The following is a 15,192-nucleotide window of genomic DNA, read 5'->3' on the forward strand; positions in this document are numbered from 1 at the left end:
CATTCGCTCATTCACCTAGGCTTATCTGCAACCTTCCCGGCGGGCTTGGGCTCCTTGTTTTTGCCTGCCAACGGATTTATGGTGAAATTTGTGGGGCCGTTTGGGTGTTAGCCCCGCACGGACCAGGCCGGGACATCTGTCCACTGGCTTTTCAATACGACTTTATGCTTGTTAATGTGAATCGCGCTGTAGCGTCGGCCCTGCTTACTCTATTGCTGTTACTGGGCTTTGCGCCCGCTTCCCAAGCCCAGTTGGGTATCAGCCGGCCGAAGGGCCAGCAGTTGCTCGACGGCATTATTGTGAAGGTAGACAACCAAATTGTGCTGCGTTCCGAAGTGGAGCTCATCTACGCGCAGGAAGTGGCCCGGGCCGAAGGCAAGCCGCTGCCGCCGGATTTGAAATGTAAAATTCTGCAAAGCCTGGTGCTGAACAAGCTGATGCTGGCCCGTGCCGACGTGGACTCCGTGACGGTGGAGGACAAGCAGGTGAACGGGGAAGTAGACCGCCGCATGGCCTATTTCGCGCAGCAGATTGGCTCCGAAAAGCGCCTCGAAGAGCAATACGGCAAGTCCATCAAGGCACTAAAAGACGACTTAAGGCCCCAGATTAAGGACCAGCTCACGCAGCAGAAAATGCAGGAAACCATCACCGGCAAGGTGGCGGTGACGCCGCGCGAGGTGGCCGCTTACTTCACCCGCATTCCGAAGGACAGCCTGCCCTACTTCAGCACCGAGGTGGAAGTGGGTCAGATTGTGGTGCCGGCGCAGGTGAACGACAAGGCCAAGCAGGCCGCCATTGCCAAGCTCAATGATATCCGGGCGCAAGTGCTGGCCGGGGCTGATTTTGCGACCCTTGCCAAAGCCAATTCGGAAGACCCGGGCTCGGCGAAGGAAGGTGGTTACCTGGGCTTTTTCAAACGCGGCGAGCTAGTGCCGGAATACGAAGCGGCATCGATGAAGCTGGAGCCCGGCCAAATGTCGCCGGTGGTGCAGTCGCAATTCGGCTTTCACCTCATTCAGTTCATCGAGCGCAAAGGCAACACGTATTCGACGCGCCACATCCTGCTGAAGCCCGAAACCGGCTCGGCCGACGTGAGCGCCTCGGCCAAGCTGCTGACGCGCCTGCGCCGCCAGATTCTGTCCGACAGCATCACCTTCGCCAAAGCTGCCAAGGACAACTCCTCCGATAAAACCAGCAGCAGCAACGGCGGCCTGCTCGCCAACCGCCAGGACGGCGGCTCGCGCCTGCCCCTTGACAAGCTCGACCCCGCCATCTTCTTTACAATCGACACCATGAAGGTGGGCCACATCACCCCGCCCATGCCCTACCGCACCGACGACGGCAAGGACGCCATGCGCATCCTGTGGCTGAAATCGAACACGCCGCCCCACCAGGCCAACCTGCAGGACGACTACCAGAAAATTGCTGCCGCCGCCCTCAACGAGAAAAAAACGAAGGCGCTAGACGAGTGGTTTGCCAAAAACCGCGGCACGGTGTACCTCGAAGTGGAGCCGGAATACGCCCAGTGCAAGGTGCTGGACGTGGCGGAAAAATAACTTTCTGGCGCTTCGAAACGTCATGCAGAGCGCAGCGAAGCATCTTGCCGCCATCAGTAATTGATTTTACTACTGCGGTAAAGATGCTTCGCTGCGCTCGGTATGACGGGCTTTCTCCTTCCTCCTAAAAATCTCAATGGCTCAATTCCAAAACGATAAAGAAGCTGCCGATGCCTTGGCCGCCTCCTTCCAGAAGCTGCGCCAGGAAATCGGCAAGGTCATCGTGGGGCAGGACGAAGTGGTGCGCCTGGTGCTCACGGCTGTGTTTTCACAGGGCCACAGCTTGCTGGTAGGCGTGCCCGGCCTGGCCAAAACGCTATTGATTCAGACCATTGCCGACTCGCTGGATTTGTCGTTCAACCGCATCCAGTTCACGCCCGACTTGATGCCCTCCGACATCGTGGGCTCGGAAACGATGAACCAGCAGCGGGATTTTCACTTCGTGAAAGGCCCCATCTTCGCCAACATCATCCTGGCCGACGAAATCAACCGGACGCCGCCCAAAACCCAGGCCGCCCTGCTCGAAAGCATGCAGGAATACGCCGTGACGGTGGCCGGACAGCGCTACCCGCTCAGCCGTCCGTTCTTCGTGCTGGCCACCCAGAACCCCATCGAGCAGGAAGGCACCTACCCCCTGCCCGAAGCGCAGCTCGACCGCTTCATGTTCAACATCGAATTGGGCTACCCCACCTATGCCGAGGAGCTGAACATCGTGAAGCAAACCACCTCCAACGCCAAACAGACGGTGAACAAGGTGCTGCACGCGGCCGACATTCAGGCCTTTCAGGAGCTGGTGCGCCGCGTGCCGGTGGCCGACAATGTGGTGGAGTACGCCGTAGGGCTTGTGCACAAAACCCGCCCCAACACCGAGCGCGCCCACGCCCGCACCAACCAGCTGCTGGAGTGGGGCGCCGGCCCCCGCGCCTCGCAGCACCTCATTGTGGGGGCCAAGTGCAACGCCCTGCTCAACGGCAAGTACTCGCCCGACATTGAGGACGTGCGCGCCGTGGCCGTGCCGATATTGCGCCACCGCCTCGTGCGCAACTTCAAAGCCGAAGCCGAAGGCATCGGCGTGGAACAGATTGTGAAAGAGTTGTTATAAGGGACTTGGGGTCTTGGTTTCTTCGCCAGACTGTAAGCCAACCAAGTACCCAAGCCCCTAAGTACCCAAGACCCTAATATGGAAGCCCAAGCCTACTATCAGCAATTTGAGCGCAACGTGCGCATCATCCTCGACGCCCTGGCCGCTGGCCTCGACCTGCGCACCACGGCCCTCGAAACCAGCCTACCCATCGAAGTGTACGTGCTGTGCGAAGTGCTGAATCAAGGTGCCGGCGAGGACTTCGCCCTGAGCGCGAGCGGCGTGGCCCGGCTGGCCGAGTTCCAGCAGCAGTTCATGAAGCACGAGGGCCAGACGCTGGCCGCCATGCAGCGCGTGCTGGCCGACAAGCGCGGCACCATGCGCACTCCTGAAGGCCGCGTGCTGGTGAAGGAAATGCTCATCCGCCGCCTCGAATTCTTCAACGAAGCCGCCCGGCAGGTGAACGTAATGCGCACCCAGCAGTCGCTGGGCAGCCCCAGCCAGTACGTGGGCGTAAACAAATAGCCCGCTTATTTCTTGTAAAAGGGCCGCATCCGGGCACGGATGCGGCCCTTTTTTTCGTAGTTCGCTGCCTATGCTGTCACGTGCCCCGCTTTACACCGAACGCCTCTGTCTGCGCCCCTACGAGCCAGCCGACGCCGACGCGTTTTTCGCGCTGCTGCACGCCGACCGCCCCCGCTTCCAGCCCTCCTTCCCCGACCGCCTGCAGGCCGTGCGCTCTGTGTCCGATGCCGTGGTTTCGCTCCGCGCCTTTGCCGAGGACTGGCGCACGGGTCGCTTCTATGTGTTCGGCATCTGGCACCGCGCCACGGCCGAGTACGTGGGCGATATCTGCCTGATGCCGCAGCACAAGGGCCAGGCCGAAATTGGCTACTATCTCTCGGCCCGGGCCGAGGGCCACGGCTATGCCCGCGAGGCCCTGGCGGCCATCATTGCCTTTGGATTTGAGGCCGTGGGCAGCCAGCGGCTGCTGGTGCGCTGCTTCTTAGGCAATGCGCGCGGGCAGGCCGTGGCCCGCGCCGTGGGTTTCCAGCCCGAGCCGCCGCCTAAGCGCCCCATGTGGTTCCGTAATTCCGATGCACTGAGCGAAATCCGGCGCTTCTGGCTAGCAAAACCTTAGCTCAAGCTACTGGCCCACCCGTACGCGCCGGCCCACGTTGCCCAGCAGCCAGTCTTGCCGGAAGTTGAAGTACATCCCGAAAGAATAATCGAGCAGTTTGGCATTGAGGTCAAAGACCGGCTCGACCCGCGCCGTGAGCGCCGCACCGTCGGAAATGCGGAAATCGCGCAGCAGCCGCACCATGATAATCTTGCGCTTGGGGTCCAAAAAATCCGGGTTCGACACCGTGCGCGAGGCGCTTTGGTACAAATCGCCCCCCAGCGGTGCCATGAAGCGCGAGCCCTGCCAGTAGCTTACCATCACGTCAGCGTAGCGGGTTTCCAGGGTGCCGTTCAAATACAGGCCCCGGCCGTACTGAAACGGAAACTGGCCCTTGGTGAAGGAATAATCCTGGTAGCCGAGCACGTAGCCGTTGAACCGAAAGGCCCGCACCGTGGGCCCGCTCAGGGCGCGGCGCGCTTCCAGGCCGAAGGCTTCGTTGAACACCGTTTGCAGGGGCTTGTCGAGCGTATCAATCTGCCCGCCGTGGTGAATGGCCGTGAACTGAAACGGCAGGGCCACCGTCCACTGGCTGCCGTCGGGGCTGATGCGGTAGCTCGTGCTCAGGCCACCGGCCACTTCCTCCTGGTAGTTGCTGTAGCGGTACTGTTGGCGCTGCCAGTCCACCCACTGGTCCACAAACAGCCGCTTGCCCTGGTAGCGCATCTGAATACCTTCTTCCAGCGGATTCAGCATCACCCGCTCAAAGTTGAACATCGGCTCGATGTAGTTGTGGTGCAGATTTGCCCGGATATTGCCCAGAATAATCTGCTGCTTGCCCGTGGTCCAGGTGGCCCGGAATGTGGGGCGCACTGCCTTCAGCACGGGGTTGCCGAAATCTTTCCAAAGGAAGATGCCACCTTCCAGCCGCAGGTCTTTGGTAGGATAATACACGAGTTGCGGGTTCAGCTGCGTGCCGTACAGCGTGTAGCCGTCCACAATCTTGTTGAAGTATTCGTTGTCCTTGAAGAAGGTGAAGGCATTCATAGAAACCCGTAGCTCACCTGAATTACCCATTCCGGAAATAGAATCATCAAATTGCTTAGACGTTTGGAAAAGCGGAGTTAAGCAAACGAATTCGTCTCTGGGAGCGCCAGGGCGAGCAGATGTAAATGCCCGATTGTCCAGTTGCGCCTGTACCGTTTCTACTCTAATTAGCACAGCCACAAGGGCAACTAATATTTTTAGATAATTCCTCATATATTTCCGCTTTCTGCGGCACGATTCCGGGAGTCGTTGTGTTAGAAAAAGCCGCCGCAAAACAGCCCGTTTGGGGCTTTTAACAAAGAATAGATTTATTCGATTGCGGCCCGGCCAAAACCGTTAACTTTACCAAACCTAACCCGTTTTTTTTAAACACCCCACATGGCACTAGCTACCAAAGCGGCTCCGAAAGCCGACAAAGCTGAAAAAGCAGAACGCGGCGACATGAGCATCGCGGCCGAAAAGATGAAAGCCCTCCAGCTCACGCTCGATAAGCTGGACAAAGCTTACGGCAAAGGCACGGTGATGAAGCTCAGCGACCAGAAGGTAGGCGACATTCCGGCCAACAGCACGGGTTCGCTGTCGCTCGACATTGCCCTCGGCATCGGCGGCCTGCCCAAGGGCCGCATCGTGGAGATTTACGGGCCGGAATCGAGCGGTAAAACCACGCTCACGCTGCACGCCATTGCCGAAGCCCAGAAAGCCGGCGGCATGGCTGCCTTCATCGACGCCGAACACGCCTTCGACCCCATCTACGCTCAGAAGCTGGGCATCGACACTGCCAACCTGCTCATCGCCCAGCCCGACAACGGCGAGCAAGCCCTCGAAATCGCCGACCAGCTGATTTCGTCGGGTGCCGTGGACATCTGTGTGATTGACTCCGTGGCCGCCCTCGTGCCGAAAGGCGAACTCGAAGGCGACATGGGCGACTCGAAAGTGGGCCTGCACGCCCGCCTCATGAGCCAGGCCCTGCGCAAGCTCACCGGCACCATCAATAAGACGGGCTGCCTGTGCATCTTCATCAACCAGCTGCGCGAGAAAATCGGTGTGATGTTCGGCTCGCCCGAAACCACCACTGGTGGTAACGCCCTGAAATTCTACGCTTCCGTGCGCCTCGATATTCGCCGCATCGGCCAGATTAAGGAGGACAAGGACAACGTGACCGGCAACCGCACCAAGGTGAAGGTGGTGAAGAACAAAGTGGCGCCGCCCTTCAAGGTGGTCGAGTTCGACATCATTTACGGCCAGGGCATCTCGAAAGTCGGTGAGATTGTGGACCTCGGCGTCGACATGGGCATCATTGCCAAGTCGGGCTCGTGGTTCAGCTACGGCGACCAGAAAATTGGCCAGGGCCGCGAAGCTGTGAAGACCCTGCTGCTTGATAACCCCGAACTGGCCGACGAAATCGAAGCCAAAATCCGCCAGATGGCCAAGGGCGACGAAGACGTCATCCCCGTGGACATGAGCGGCCCCGAAGATGGCGACGACACGCTGTAAGCACCATCGCGTCTTCCGCGAATAATCCAAAGCCCGTTGCAAATCGCAACGGGCTTTTTTTATGTTCGTACCTTTACCTTAGCTCCGGGGCTGGCATTACGTTTGTCTAGGGCCAGGCTGCCCCTTCTTTTTATTATAGTTATTGTTATGACGCGCCGCTGGTTATTTCTTACTCCTGCCCTCCTGGTACTACTGGCTTCGGCCCAGCTCGCAATGGGGCCTGGCGATGCTGTGCGCAGCGTTCCGCAGAACAGTTTTGGCCGCGGGGAAAACATCAAGTACACGGTGCACTACGGCCTCATCAACGGCGGCGAAGCCACCGTGGAAACGGCCGGCAGCCTGGAGCGCGTGAACGACCGGCCCTGCTACAAGGCCACCGTGAGCGGCAAAACCACCGGTTCGTTCGATTTTTTCCTGCGCATCCGCGACCAGTGGCGCGCCTACATCGATACTACCAGCATTCTGCCCATCCGCGCCCAGCGCGACATTGCCGAGAAAAACTACCGCAAGAAGGAAACCGTGGATTTCGACCACCTGCACGATGTAGCCGAGGTGCAGGACCACAACAAGGATAACCCCAAGCGCACCACCGTGAAGGTGGCCAACAATACCCTGGAGCTCGTGAGCGGCTTTTATTACCTGCGCACCCTCAACTTCGACCGCATGAAGGTGGGCGACGTGGTGCGGATGCCTGGCTATTTCGACGGTGATAATTTCATTCTGGACGTGGTGTACAAGGGCCGCGAAGTAGTGGAAACCAAAGCCGGCGACGTGCGTGCCTTCAAACTGGTGCCCAAAATGCCCAACAACAAGCTGTTTCGGGGCGAAAACGCCATTTCGGTGTATCTCTCCGACGACCGTAACAAGATTCCGGTGCTGTTTCAGGCGGAAATGTTTGTGGGCACGGTGAAGGTAGATATGGTGCGCTACCAGGGCCTGAAATGGAAACTGAACCTGGCCAACTAGCCCGGGCCGGGCAGTCCACTCAGTCATTCTTCATAATTCATTGCCGGCTTGGCCTCATGGGTTACTTTCGTAGTAGCCATGAGTTCCATCCCGCTGCTTATCGTCAATTTATCCCCGGTTCCGCTGGTGGTGGCGTGTATGGTGGGGCTGGTGCGGTACCGCCGGTACGAGGCCGTGCGGCGCTATTTAGTGTGGCTGTCTTGGCTGGCCCTACTGGTCACGGCGGTGGCCATGTGGCTTCAGCGCCAGCACCGGCCCAATCTATTTTTGGCCCCCATCGATACCGCCATTGAATTCACGCTGCTAGGGCTGATATACCGACGGGTGCTGTGGCCGCATCCCGTGGCCCGGTATCTGCCGGTTGGCATTGGGCTGTTTGTGGTGGGCACGGCGCTCACCAGCTGGCCCCAGCCTGGCACGGTCGAGTTCAGCCCCATCCAGCATTTCATCGAAAGTGTGGCCATGCTGCTGCTGGTGGTGCTGTATTATCGGCGCGTTCTTAAAGCCCTTCCGGTGTCATTGGCACCACTGGAACGCGAGCCCGTGTTCTGGATTTCGGCGGGCGTGTTTCTGTATTTTTCGGCCAACAGCCTAATTTTTCTTACCAGCAACCTGGTCCTGTTCCATTCCAAAGAGCTCAGCCTGAACATCTGGGCCATTCATGCCCTGCTGTATGCTTTTCTGAATGGCTTTTTCATTGTGGCGCTGTGCCTCCCCTCTCAGCTGCCGGACGTCACACAATCGTAACATGACGCCGGCCGCCGCAGGCGGTACTTTTGCGGAAACATTGCCTTGCTTCACCTAAGCCCCAACGCCGTGACTGCTGCCAAAACGCCCGTGTACAAGATTCTCGTGGTTGATGACGACCCGGACATTGTCGAGCTGCTGGAGTTCAATCTGAAAAAAGAGGGCTACCAAACCGCCTCCGCTTCCGACGGTCGCAAAGCTCTGGACGTAGCCGCCGAGTTTCACCCCGACATCATCCTGCTAGACGTGATGATGCCCAACCTCGACGGCATTGCCGCCTGCCGCCTGCTACGCGAAAACCCGAGGTTCAAGGACACTTACATCCTGTTCCTCACCGCTCGCGCCGAGGAGTTTTCCGAAGTGGCCGCTTTCGAGGCCGGGGCCGACGACTTCATCGCCAAGCCCATCAAGCCGCGCGCCCTGCTCGGCCGCTTGGCCGCCGTGAAGCGCCGCGACCAGGACCCCCACGCCGCCGTCGATGCCATCGATATCAATGGCCTGCGCATCGACCGCACCGCCTTCGCCGTGTACCAGGACGGCAAGAAAATCACCCTGCCCAAGAAGGAGTTTGAGCTGTTGTCCTTCCTGGCTGCCTCGCCCCACAAGGTCTTCAACCGCGAAGAGCTGCTCCAGAATATCTGGGGCAACGACGTGTTTGTGCTGGCCCGCACCGTGGACGTGCACGTGCGCAAAGTGCGCGAAAAAGTGGGCGACCACCACATCCAGACCATCAAGGGCGTGGGCTACAAGTTCAACGCGGACTAAATCAGTCACCTATATTGTTCTGTCATCCTGAGCGTAGCGAAGGACTTTCTCACGGTTGAACCATCGTTGTTCGGGCGTGAAAAGGTCCTTCGCTGCGCTCAGGATGACTTATTTTTACCCGAACAGTTCAAAATGATATGAACCTCTCCTCTCGCACCATTGCCATCCTTATTGCGCTGCTGGTGGCGTGCGTGCTCACCACCTATGCTCGCATTGGCCCCACGCTGCCGTTTCGGGAGGCTTTTCTGGCAGCGGGCATCACGGTGGCAGCGTGCTTTTTGTTGATATACTTGTCGTTTGAAGCCCTGATTTTCAAGGAAATCAACGGCATCTACGCTGGCTTGGAGCACATCAAGCGCAAGGAATTCAAGAAGCTGAGTAACAAGTTCCTGTTTCGGCCCGAGCCCGTGAAGCGCGTGCGCGATGAAATCCTGCAAATGGCCGAGCGACGCCAGCAGGAGCTGGACGAACTGGTGCGCCTGCAGGCCCTGCGCCGCGAGTTCCTGGCCGACGTGTCGCACGAGCTCAAAACGCCGCTTTTTGCCGCCCAGGGCTTCGTGCACACCATTCTCGATGACGAGGACGACGAAATCGACCTGGCCACCCGCCGCAAGTTCCTCGCCAAGGCTGCTGCCAGCCTCGACACGCTCGATGCGCTGGTGCAGGACCTGGTCACCATCGCGCAGCTCGAAAAAGGCGTGGTGCGCATGCGCCGCCAACGCTTCGATTTGATTGTGCTGGTGCGTGAAATCTTCGAGCTATTGGAGCAGCAGGCCGCCCGCCGCGGCACCCACCTGGAACTATTTCCACCAAGCTTGCCTGAGACCGGCCTGCTGGTAGTGGCCGACCGCAACCGCATCCGCCAAGTCCTCATCAATCTGATTGACAACGCTATCAAATATGGCCGCGACAAAGGCCGCGTCGTAGTTTCATTGGTCGAAAGCGGCCGGTCCGTTCGCATTGCCGTGCGCGACGACGGCGCGGGCATTGCCCCCGAGCATCAGGGGCGCATCTTCGAGCGTTTTTACCGCATCGACAAAAGCCGCTCACGCGAGTCGGGTGGTTCCGGGCTGGGGCTCGCCATCAGCAAGCACATTGTGGAGGCGCACAAGTCCACCATCAAGGTGAAAAGCACGGTGGGCGAAGGCACCACGCTGGAATTCAAGCTGAATAAGCCCAAAAGCGGCGCGGTGGGAAGCGCGGCCTGAGGCCGTCGTACCTTTGCGGTCTCTTATGAAGCTCCCGAATTTCTCCGACCTCGTTATTTTCGAAAACGACGACTACCTCGTTGTCAATAAGCCGCCGTTTCTGGCCACGCTCGACGAGCGGGTGGGCGGCGCGCCCAACATGCTGCGCCTGGCCCGCCAGCACCACGACGACATTCAGGCGGCTCACCGGCTCGACCGCGAAACCAGCGGTGCGCTGGCCTTCGCCAAAACCCCGGCGGCTTACCGCCACCTGGCCATGCAGTTCGAGAACCGCGAGGTGAAAAAGCAGTACCACGCCGTGGTGTGGGGCACCCCGCAGCTCGACCACCAGTTAGTGGAACGCAGCATCGAAACCACCAGCCGCGGCAAAGCGCGCCTCGCCTACAAGGGTAAACCCGCCGAAACTTACTTCACCACCCTCGAAAACTTCACCCGCCACTCGCTCATTCTTTGCGAGCCCGTCACCGGCCGCATGCACCAGATTCGCCTGCACCTGATGTACCTGCAGGCCCCGATTATTGGCGACAAGGACTACGGCGGGGAGGACTTCTACCTGTCTTCGCTGAAGAAAAAATTCAACATGAAAGAGGGCGAGGAAGAGCAGCCGTTCATCAAGCGCTTTGCCCTCCACGCCCTCAAGCTGCAATTCACCGGCCTGGACGGCGAAGAAATATCAGTAGAAGCGCCGTATCCGAAAGATTTCCGGGTGCTGATAGATACGCTGCGGCAGCTGGCGTAGCCCCAGTGGCCGATGCAACGGCCTAAACAGCGCGCCTATTTAATCCGCTCAAAAACCGCTAGTTGGCAAGTTCCCCGGTCAGGATGACTGGCATCCCGAATGATGGCATCATGCCAACGCAGGCGGAACGCAGAGTCCTGTTGAAGCATTTCCAGCGGAATGTGGGCTTCGGTCTGCGCGTACACATCGTCCCAGACCACCAGGGAATTTACCGGCAACGTCTCCAGAATAGGGTGCCAGTCCTTGGTTAAAGGCGGGCAGCGGGCGGCATCGAAAGGGTCGACGCCGAGTGCGGGGGCCACGTAGGGAGCCTCAAATGCGATGGGCGGCAGCGGTTGCCCCGCATACGCCTGGTGCAGCCAGGCGGCCGCGCGTTGGGCCAGTTCCTGGTCGGGCGCGCGGCTGAAATCGCGCGCGGGCCGAATGGCGTTGCGGGCCCCGGTAAATAGCCAGCCCACTACCGCCACGGTGGCCACCAGCCGGATGCGCTGGCGGGCCGTTTCGGTGCGGGCCCACTCCGTGAGCAGCGCCAAGCCATTGAGGGCTACCACGGCGGCCAGGGGCGCAATGCCGGCCAGCACCCGCGCCAGCCCCGCGGAGTTGAACAAGCCCATGGCCCAGAAGATGGTATGCGCGGCCACGAAGACTGTGATACTACCGTATATCAGCAGCAGCTCGGCGGAAAATAATGGCGACTGCCGCCGGGCCGGCTGGCCCAGGTCGCGCACCATACGGGCACCTCCCAGCCCAAACAAAACCGTGAGCACCCAGCCCAGCAGGTTAGGGATGTTGCGCAGAAAGTGGCTCCACTCGCCATGCCCGTAGGCTGATATTGTGCCGTAGGGATTATGACCAAACACCCAACCCAGCTCGCCAAATGCCACCGCCCCAATGGCTGTATATAGTACATAGCCCAGCAGTACCAGCGGCAAGCTGCGCCATTGCCGCTGCCACGCCAGGTACACCACCCACAGGCCAATCAGAATAAAGCCCTCGGAGCGCGCAAATGGCAGAAACGACACCGCCGCCGCCGACCAACCCGGCCGGCCGGCCACGGCCAGCCACACCGCCCCCACCAGCACCAATCCAAACAATGGTTCGGTGAGACCGGAAAACTGAATCAGGAAATAGTCGGGGGCCGCGTAAGCAAACAAAATGGCCAACTCCGGCACGGGCAGGCGCAAGGCCTGTGCGATGCGAAAAGCGCACCAAGCCGAAGCGGCTACCACCACGCACTGAAACGCTTTCATTCCCATGAACCCGGCCTGCGCCGGGCCCGCCGCCAGCAACGTAAGCAGCGGCTTCGCCCACGAATCCAGAAAATTGAGTGGGTGTGCGAATGCGTAGCGGGCAAACAGGTAATGATTGATGCTATCGCCGGAATCATGCGTGCCTTTAGTGAAAAAGGCAACGACGAGGGACAAGGCGAATAGTCCGGCCAACAACAGCCGGGCCCGGCGGGTAGCAACAGCGAAAACCGGCACAGCGACAGTGAAAAGCATAGGTAATGGCAAACCGTAAAAGTACGTCTGCGCGCAATGAGCCCCTGCTTACTCCATTACATACTCCCCAGCTGGCCGCGGGCCTGGCAGCGATAAATATAAATTCCAACTCCCGTGGAACGGCTTGCCACAAGGTTTCCTAGAAAAACTACTGCGCCACGTTTGCCTATTTCCCGATAAATCAGTACCTTTGTGTCCGTTTTTCCCGAAGCCCTAGCGGCTCCGTACTCTTATTCAATAGTTTAGCATACCTTTTTTTCGACTCATGGACCACCTGAGCTTCAAGACGACCCACGTCAATAAGGCCAACGCCCAGAAGAGCTGGGTTATCGTAGACGCCAGCGTGGCCCCGCTGGGCCGCGTTGCCAGCCAGATTGCCAACATCCTGCGTGGCAAGCACAAGCCTTCGTTCACCCCCAACTCCGACTGCGGCGACAACGTCATCGTTCTCAACGCCGACAAGCTGCGCGTGACCGGCAAGAAAATGACCGAGAAGGTCTACATCACGCACTCGGGCTACCCCGGCGGCCAGAAGCGTCGCACCGTGCGCGAGCAGATGAACCGCGACTCGCGTCGTGTAATTGAGCACGCTGTGAAAGGCATGCTGCAAGACAACCGCCTCGGCGCCGCTCAGTACCGCAACCTGTACGTGTACGCCGGTACCGAGCACCCCCACGAAGCTCAGCAGCCCGTGGCCATCGAACTGACCAACCTGTAAGCCACAACGGCTCACGCTTTTTTAATTTTTCCACTAATGGCAATTACCAACACCTCTGGTAGAAGAAAAACCTCGGTGGCCCGCATCTACATGCAGGCCGGGCAAGGGAATATCACTATCAATGACCGGGACATGAAATCGTACTTCAGCAACGAGTTGCTGGAGAACGTAGTGAACCAACCCCTGGCAATCCTCGAGCAAGTCGGCCAGTACGACATCAAGGTGAACGTGCGCGGCGGCGGCATTTCGGCTCAGGCCGAGGCTATCCGTCTGGCTATCACCAAGGCTCTGGTTAGCGACAACGAAGAAGTTCGTCCTGCTCTCAAGAAGGAAGGCTTCATGACCCGCGACCCGCGCATGGTGGAACGCAAGAAATTCGGCAAGCGCAAGGCTCGTCGTTCGTTCCAGTTCTCGAAACGCTAATCCAGGAGGAAATATATCATGGCCCAGACTACCTATAAGGACCTGCTCGACGCAGGTGCCCACTTTGGTCACCTCACCCGCAAGTGGGACCCCAAAATGGCGCCGTACATCTTCATGGAGAAGAACGGCATCCACATCATTGACCTCAACAAGACGCTGGTTTCGCTTGACTACGCAGCCCAGGCTATTCGCAACATCGCGAAGAGTGGCCGCAAAATCATGTTCGTAGCCACGAAAAAGCAGGCGCAGGAAATCGTTACGACGGAAGCCGAGCGTTTGAAAATGCCTTTCGTAACCGACCGGTGGTTGGGTGGTATGCTCACCAACTTCGCCACGGTTCGCAAGAGCCTGAAGAAGATGGCCACCATCGACAAGATGGTAAAAGAGAACACCGCTTACGCCGCACTGGCTAAGCGCGAGAAGCTGATGATGCAGCGCGAGCGCGAGAAGCTCGACCGCGTGCTCGGTGGTATCGCCGACCTCGGCCGTCTGCCCGCTGCTCTGTTTGTAGTGGACGTGAAGCGCGAGCACATCGCCGTGAAAGAGGCGCAGAAACTGGGCATCCCGGTTTTCGCTATCTGCGACACGAACTCGAACCCCGAATTGGTACAGTTCCCGATTCCCGCCAACGACGATGCCTCGAAGTCGATTCAGCTCATCGTGAGCGTGATTGGCAAGGCCATCGAAGACGGCCTGTCGGAACGTAAAGTTGACAAAGAAGATGCCGACCGCAAGGAAGCCGACGAGGCTGCCATTGCCGAAAAAACGGCTGCTGACGAAGAATAGTCCCTTCTTAGCTCTTTGAAAAAAGGGAACCTTCGAGTAGTCTAGGCTCCGGAGGTTCCCTTTTTGATTTCAGGCCGATGTAGAGACGCATACTTGCGTCTCGCGCCAGAACGGAATCGGCCGCTTGTTGCAAATTAATTGTTCAAACGGGAGACGCAAATATGCGTCTCTACAACCCCTCCCCTACTTCCAATGGCCGCTATTACCGCCGCAGACGTAAACAAGCTCCGCACCATGACCGGTGCCGGCATGATGGATTGTAAAAAAGCCCTGACCGAAGCCGATGGCGACTTCGAAGCTGCGCGCGACATTCTGCGCAAGGCCGGTCAGAAAATCGCGGACAAGCGCGCCGAGAACGAAACCTCGGAAGGCTTCGTGACCGTGGCCGTGAGCGAGGATGGCACTAACGGCAAGCTGGTGGCCCTGGCCTGCGAAACCGAGTCGGTAGCCAAAGTGGCTAACTTCCGCGAACTGGTGCAGCGCATCCTGGATGCTGCTGTGCGCACCAACGCTACTACCAAAGAAGAGCTGCTGGCTGTGAAAGAAGATGATGGCCTGACCATTCAGGAGCACATCACCGACCTGACCGGCAAAATCGGCGAGAAGCTGGACCTGACCTACGTAACCCTGACCGGCGAGAAAGTAGCTTCGTACATACACTCGGACAGCAAAAAAGGCGTGCTCGTAGCCCTGAAGAACGTGGGCTCGGCCGACGCTGCTGCCGTGGGCCGCGACGTGGCCATGCAAATCGTGGCCATGAAGCCTGTTGCCGTTGACAAAGACGGTGTGGACTCGGCTACGGTGGAGCGCGAAATCGAAATCGGCAAAGAGCAGGCGCGTGCCGAAGGCAAGCCCGAGGCAATGCTGGAGAAAATTGCCCAGGGCAAGCTGAACAAGTTCTACAAAGAGCAGACCCTGCTGAACCAGGAGTTCGTAAAGGACGGCTCGATGACCATCGCTCAGCTGCTCGACAGCAAGTCGAAAGGCATGACCGTAACGGACTTCAAGCGCGTGGCTATCGGCGCTTAATTGCCGTTTTT

General features: G+C 58.9%; 16 protein-coding genes. 14 read left to right on the forward strand and 2 right to left on the reverse strand.

Going from position 1 to position 15,192, the window contains the following annotated elements:
• Positions 1-176: 176 nt before the first annotated feature.
• From I7X13_RS16745 to I7X13_RS16760, 4 genes are all read left to right on the forward strand, one after another.
• Positions 177-1,556, forward strand: coding sequence for a peptidylprolyl isomerase (locus tag I7X13_RS16745; RefSeq protein ID WP_317191583.1), 1,380 nt, complete (start codon positions 177-179; stop codon positions 1,554-1,556).
• Between the two features lie 136 nt (positions 1,557-1,692).
• On the forward strand, positions 1,693-2,658 hold the full coding sequence (locus tag I7X13_RS16750) for an AAA family ATPase (RefSeq protein ID WP_198069884.1): 966 nt from the start codon (positions 1,693-1,695) through the stop codon (positions 2,656-2,658).
• A 78-nt stretch (positions 2,659-2,736) separates the two neighbouring features.
• Positions 2,737-3,162 (forward strand): hypothetical protein, encoded by a 426-nt coding sequence (locus I7X13_RS16755; RefSeq protein ID WP_198076348.1) that lies wholly within the window; start codon positions 2,737-2,739, stop codon positions 3,160-3,162.
• Positions 3,163-3,232: 70 nt separating this feature from the next.
• On the forward strand, positions 3,233-3,778 hold the full coding sequence (locus tag I7X13_RS16760; protein WP_198076349.1) for a GNAT family N-acetyltransferase: 546 nt from the start codon (positions 3,233-3,235) through the stop codon (positions 3,776-3,778).
• A gap of 6 nt (positions 3,779-3,784) precedes the next feature.
• Here the strand turns inward: I7X13_RS16760 and I7X13_RS16765 are convergent, their stop codons facing one another.
• Complete coding sequence (locus tag I7X13_RS16765; RefSeq protein WP_198076350.1) at positions 3,785-4,804, reverse strand: hypothetical protein; 1,020 nt, start codon at positions 4,802-4,804, stop codon at positions 3,785-3,787.
• A gap of 441 nt (positions 4,805-5,245) precedes the next feature.
• On the opposite strand from I7X13_RS16765, the gene recA reads away from it, so the two are divergent.
• The 6 genes from recA to I7X13_RS16795 all read left to right on the forward strand — a co-directional run bounded on the left by recA (position 5,246) and on the right by I7X13_RS16795 (position 10,723).
• A complete protein-coding gene (gene recA, locus I7X13_RS16770) occupies positions 5,246-6,298 on the forward strand; it encodes a recombinase RecA (RefSeq protein ID WP_198070074.1) in 1,053 nt (350 codons plus the stop codon).
• Positions 6,299-6,445: 147 nt separating this feature from the next.
• Positions 6,446-7,264: a DUF3108 domain-containing protein gene (locus I7X13_RS16775; RefSeq protein ID WP_198076351.1), complete on the forward strand. Its 819-nt coding sequence runs from the start codon at positions 6,446-6,448 to the stop codon at positions 7,262-7,264.
• 78 nt (positions 7,265-7,342) lie between these two features.
• Complete coding sequence (locus I7X13_RS16780) at positions 7,343-8,011, forward strand: hypothetical protein (RefSeq protein WP_198076352.1); 669 nt, start codon at positions 7,343-7,345, stop codon at positions 8,009-8,011.
• A gap of 69 nt (positions 8,012-8,080) precedes the next feature.
• Positions 8,081-8,776, forward strand: a complete 696-nt coding sequence (locus I7X13_RS16785; protein WP_198069878.1) for a response regulator — start codon at positions 8,081-8,083, stop codon at positions 8,774-8,776.
• A 137-nt stretch (positions 8,777-8,913) separates the two neighbouring features.
• Positions 8,914-9,984 (forward strand): sensor histidine kinase, encoded by a 1,071-nt coding sequence (locus I7X13_RS16790; RefSeq protein WP_198076353.1) that lies wholly within the window; start codon positions 8,914-8,916, stop codon positions 9,982-9,984.
• A gap of 25 nt (positions 9,985-10,009) precedes the next feature.
• Positions 10,010-10,723, forward strand: coding sequence for an RluA family pseudouridine synthase (locus I7X13_RS16795; protein ID WP_198076354.1), 714 nt, complete (start codon positions 10,010-10,012; stop codon positions 10,721-10,723).
• Between the two features lie 35 nt (positions 10,724-10,758).
• On the opposite strand, the gene I7X13_RS16800 is transcribed toward I7X13_RS16795, so the two are convergent.
• The gene (locus I7X13_RS16800; protein ID WP_198076355.1) at positions 10,759-12,225 is read right to left on the reverse strand and encodes a hypothetical protein; all 1,467 of its coding nucleotides are present in this window, start codon (positions 12,223-12,225) and stop codon (positions 10,759-10,761) included.
• 265 nt (positions 12,226-12,490) lie between these two features.
• Between I7X13_RS16800 and rplM the strand changes: the two genes are divergently transcribed.
• The 4 genes from rplM to tsf all read left to right on the forward strand — a co-directional run bounded on the left by rplM (position 12,491) and on the right by tsf (position 15,181).
• Positions 12,491-12,943, forward strand: a complete 453-nt coding sequence (gene rplM / locus I7X13_RS16805) for a 50S ribosomal protein L13 (RefSeq protein ID WP_198069874.1) — start codon at positions 12,491-12,493, stop codon at positions 12,941-12,943.
• Between the two features lie 36 nt (positions 12,944-12,979).
• Positions 12,980-13,366 carry a 30S ribosomal protein S9 gene (gene rpsI / locus I7X13_RS16810; RefSeq protein ID WP_198069873.1) on the forward strand — a complete coding sequence of 129 codons (387 nt, stop codon included), beginning with the start codon at positions 12,980-12,982 and terminating at the stop codon, positions 13,364-13,366.
• 18 nt (positions 13,367-13,384) lie between these two features.
• Entirely contained in the window at positions 13,385-14,152 is a 768-nt protein-coding gene (rpsB, locus tag I7X13_RS16815) for a 30S ribosomal protein S2 (RefSeq protein WP_198069872.1), read from the forward strand.
• A 192-nt stretch (positions 14,153-14,344) separates the two neighbouring features.
• A complete protein-coding gene (gene tsf / locus I7X13_RS16820) occupies positions 14,345-15,181 on the forward strand; it encodes a translation elongation factor Ts (RefSeq protein WP_198076356.1) in 837 nt (278 codons plus the stop codon).
• Positions 15,182-15,192: the final 11 nt, after the last annotated feature.

The sequence above is a fragment of the Hymenobacter negativus genome, from assembly GCF_016056375.1.
Lineage (GTDB): Bacteria > Bacteroidota > Bacteroidia > Cytophagales > Hymenobacteraceae > Hymenobacter > Hymenobacter negativus_A.

What these genes read in the sequence shown, in the direction of transcription:
- I7X13_RS16750 (WP_198069884.1), top strand. Translation starts at nt 1,693, where the DNA reads ATGGCTCAATTCCAAAACGATAAAGAAGCTGCCGATGCCTTGGCCGCC.
- I7X13_RS16755 (WP_198076348.1), top strand. Translation starts at nt 2,737, where the DNA reads ATGGAAGCCCAAGCCTACTATCAGCAATTTGAGCGCAACGTGCGCATC.
- I7X13_RS16760 (WP_198076349.1), top strand. Translation starts at nt 3,233, where the DNA reads ATGCTGTCACGTGCCCCGCTTTACACCGAACGCCTCTGTCTGCGCCCC.
- I7X13_RS16765 (WP_198076350.1), bottom strand. Translation starts at nt 4,804, where the DNA reads ATGAATGCCTTCACCTTCTTCAAGGACAACGAATACTTCAACAAGATT.
- recA (WP_198070074.1), top strand. Translation starts at nt 5,246, where the DNA reads ATGAGCATCGCGGCCGAAAAGATGAAAGCCCTCCAGCTCACGCTCGAT.
- I7X13_RS16775 (WP_198076351.1), top strand. Translation starts at nt 6,446, where the DNA reads ATGACGCGCCGCTGGTTATTTCTTACTCCTGCCCTCCTGGTACTACTG.
- I7X13_RS16780 (WP_198076352.1), top strand. Translation starts at nt 7,343, where the DNA reads ATGAGTTCCATCCCGCTGCTTATCGTCAATTTATCCCCGGTTCCGCTG.
- I7X13_RS16790 (WP_198076353.1), top strand. Translation starts at nt 8,914, where the DNA reads ATGAACCTCTCCTCTCGCACCATTGCCATCCTTATTGCGCTGCTGGTG.
- I7X13_RS16795 (WP_198076354.1), top strand. Translation starts at nt 10,010, where the DNA reads ATGAAGCTCCCGAATTTCTCCGACCTCGTTATTTTCGAAAACGACGAC.
- I7X13_RS16800 (WP_198076355.1), bottom strand. Translation starts at nt 12,225, where the DNA reads ATGCTTTTCACTGTCGCTGTGCCGGTTTTCGCTGTTGCTACCCGCCGG.
- rplM (WP_198069874.1), top strand. Translation starts at nt 12,491, where the DNA reads ATGGACCACCTGAGCTTCAAGACGACCCACGTCAATAAGGCCAACGCC.
- rpsI (WP_198069873.1), top strand. Translation starts at nt 12,980, where the DNA reads ATGGCAATTACCAACACCTCTGGTAGAAGAAAAACCTCGGTGGCCCGC.
- rpsB (WP_198069872.1), top strand. Translation starts at nt 13,385, where the DNA reads ATGGCCCAGACTACCTATAAGGACCTGCTCGACGCAGGTGCCCACTTT.
- tsf (WP_198076356.1), top strand. Translation starts at nt 14,345, where the DNA reads ATGGCCGCTATTACCGCCGCAGACGTAAACAAGCTCCGCACCATGACC.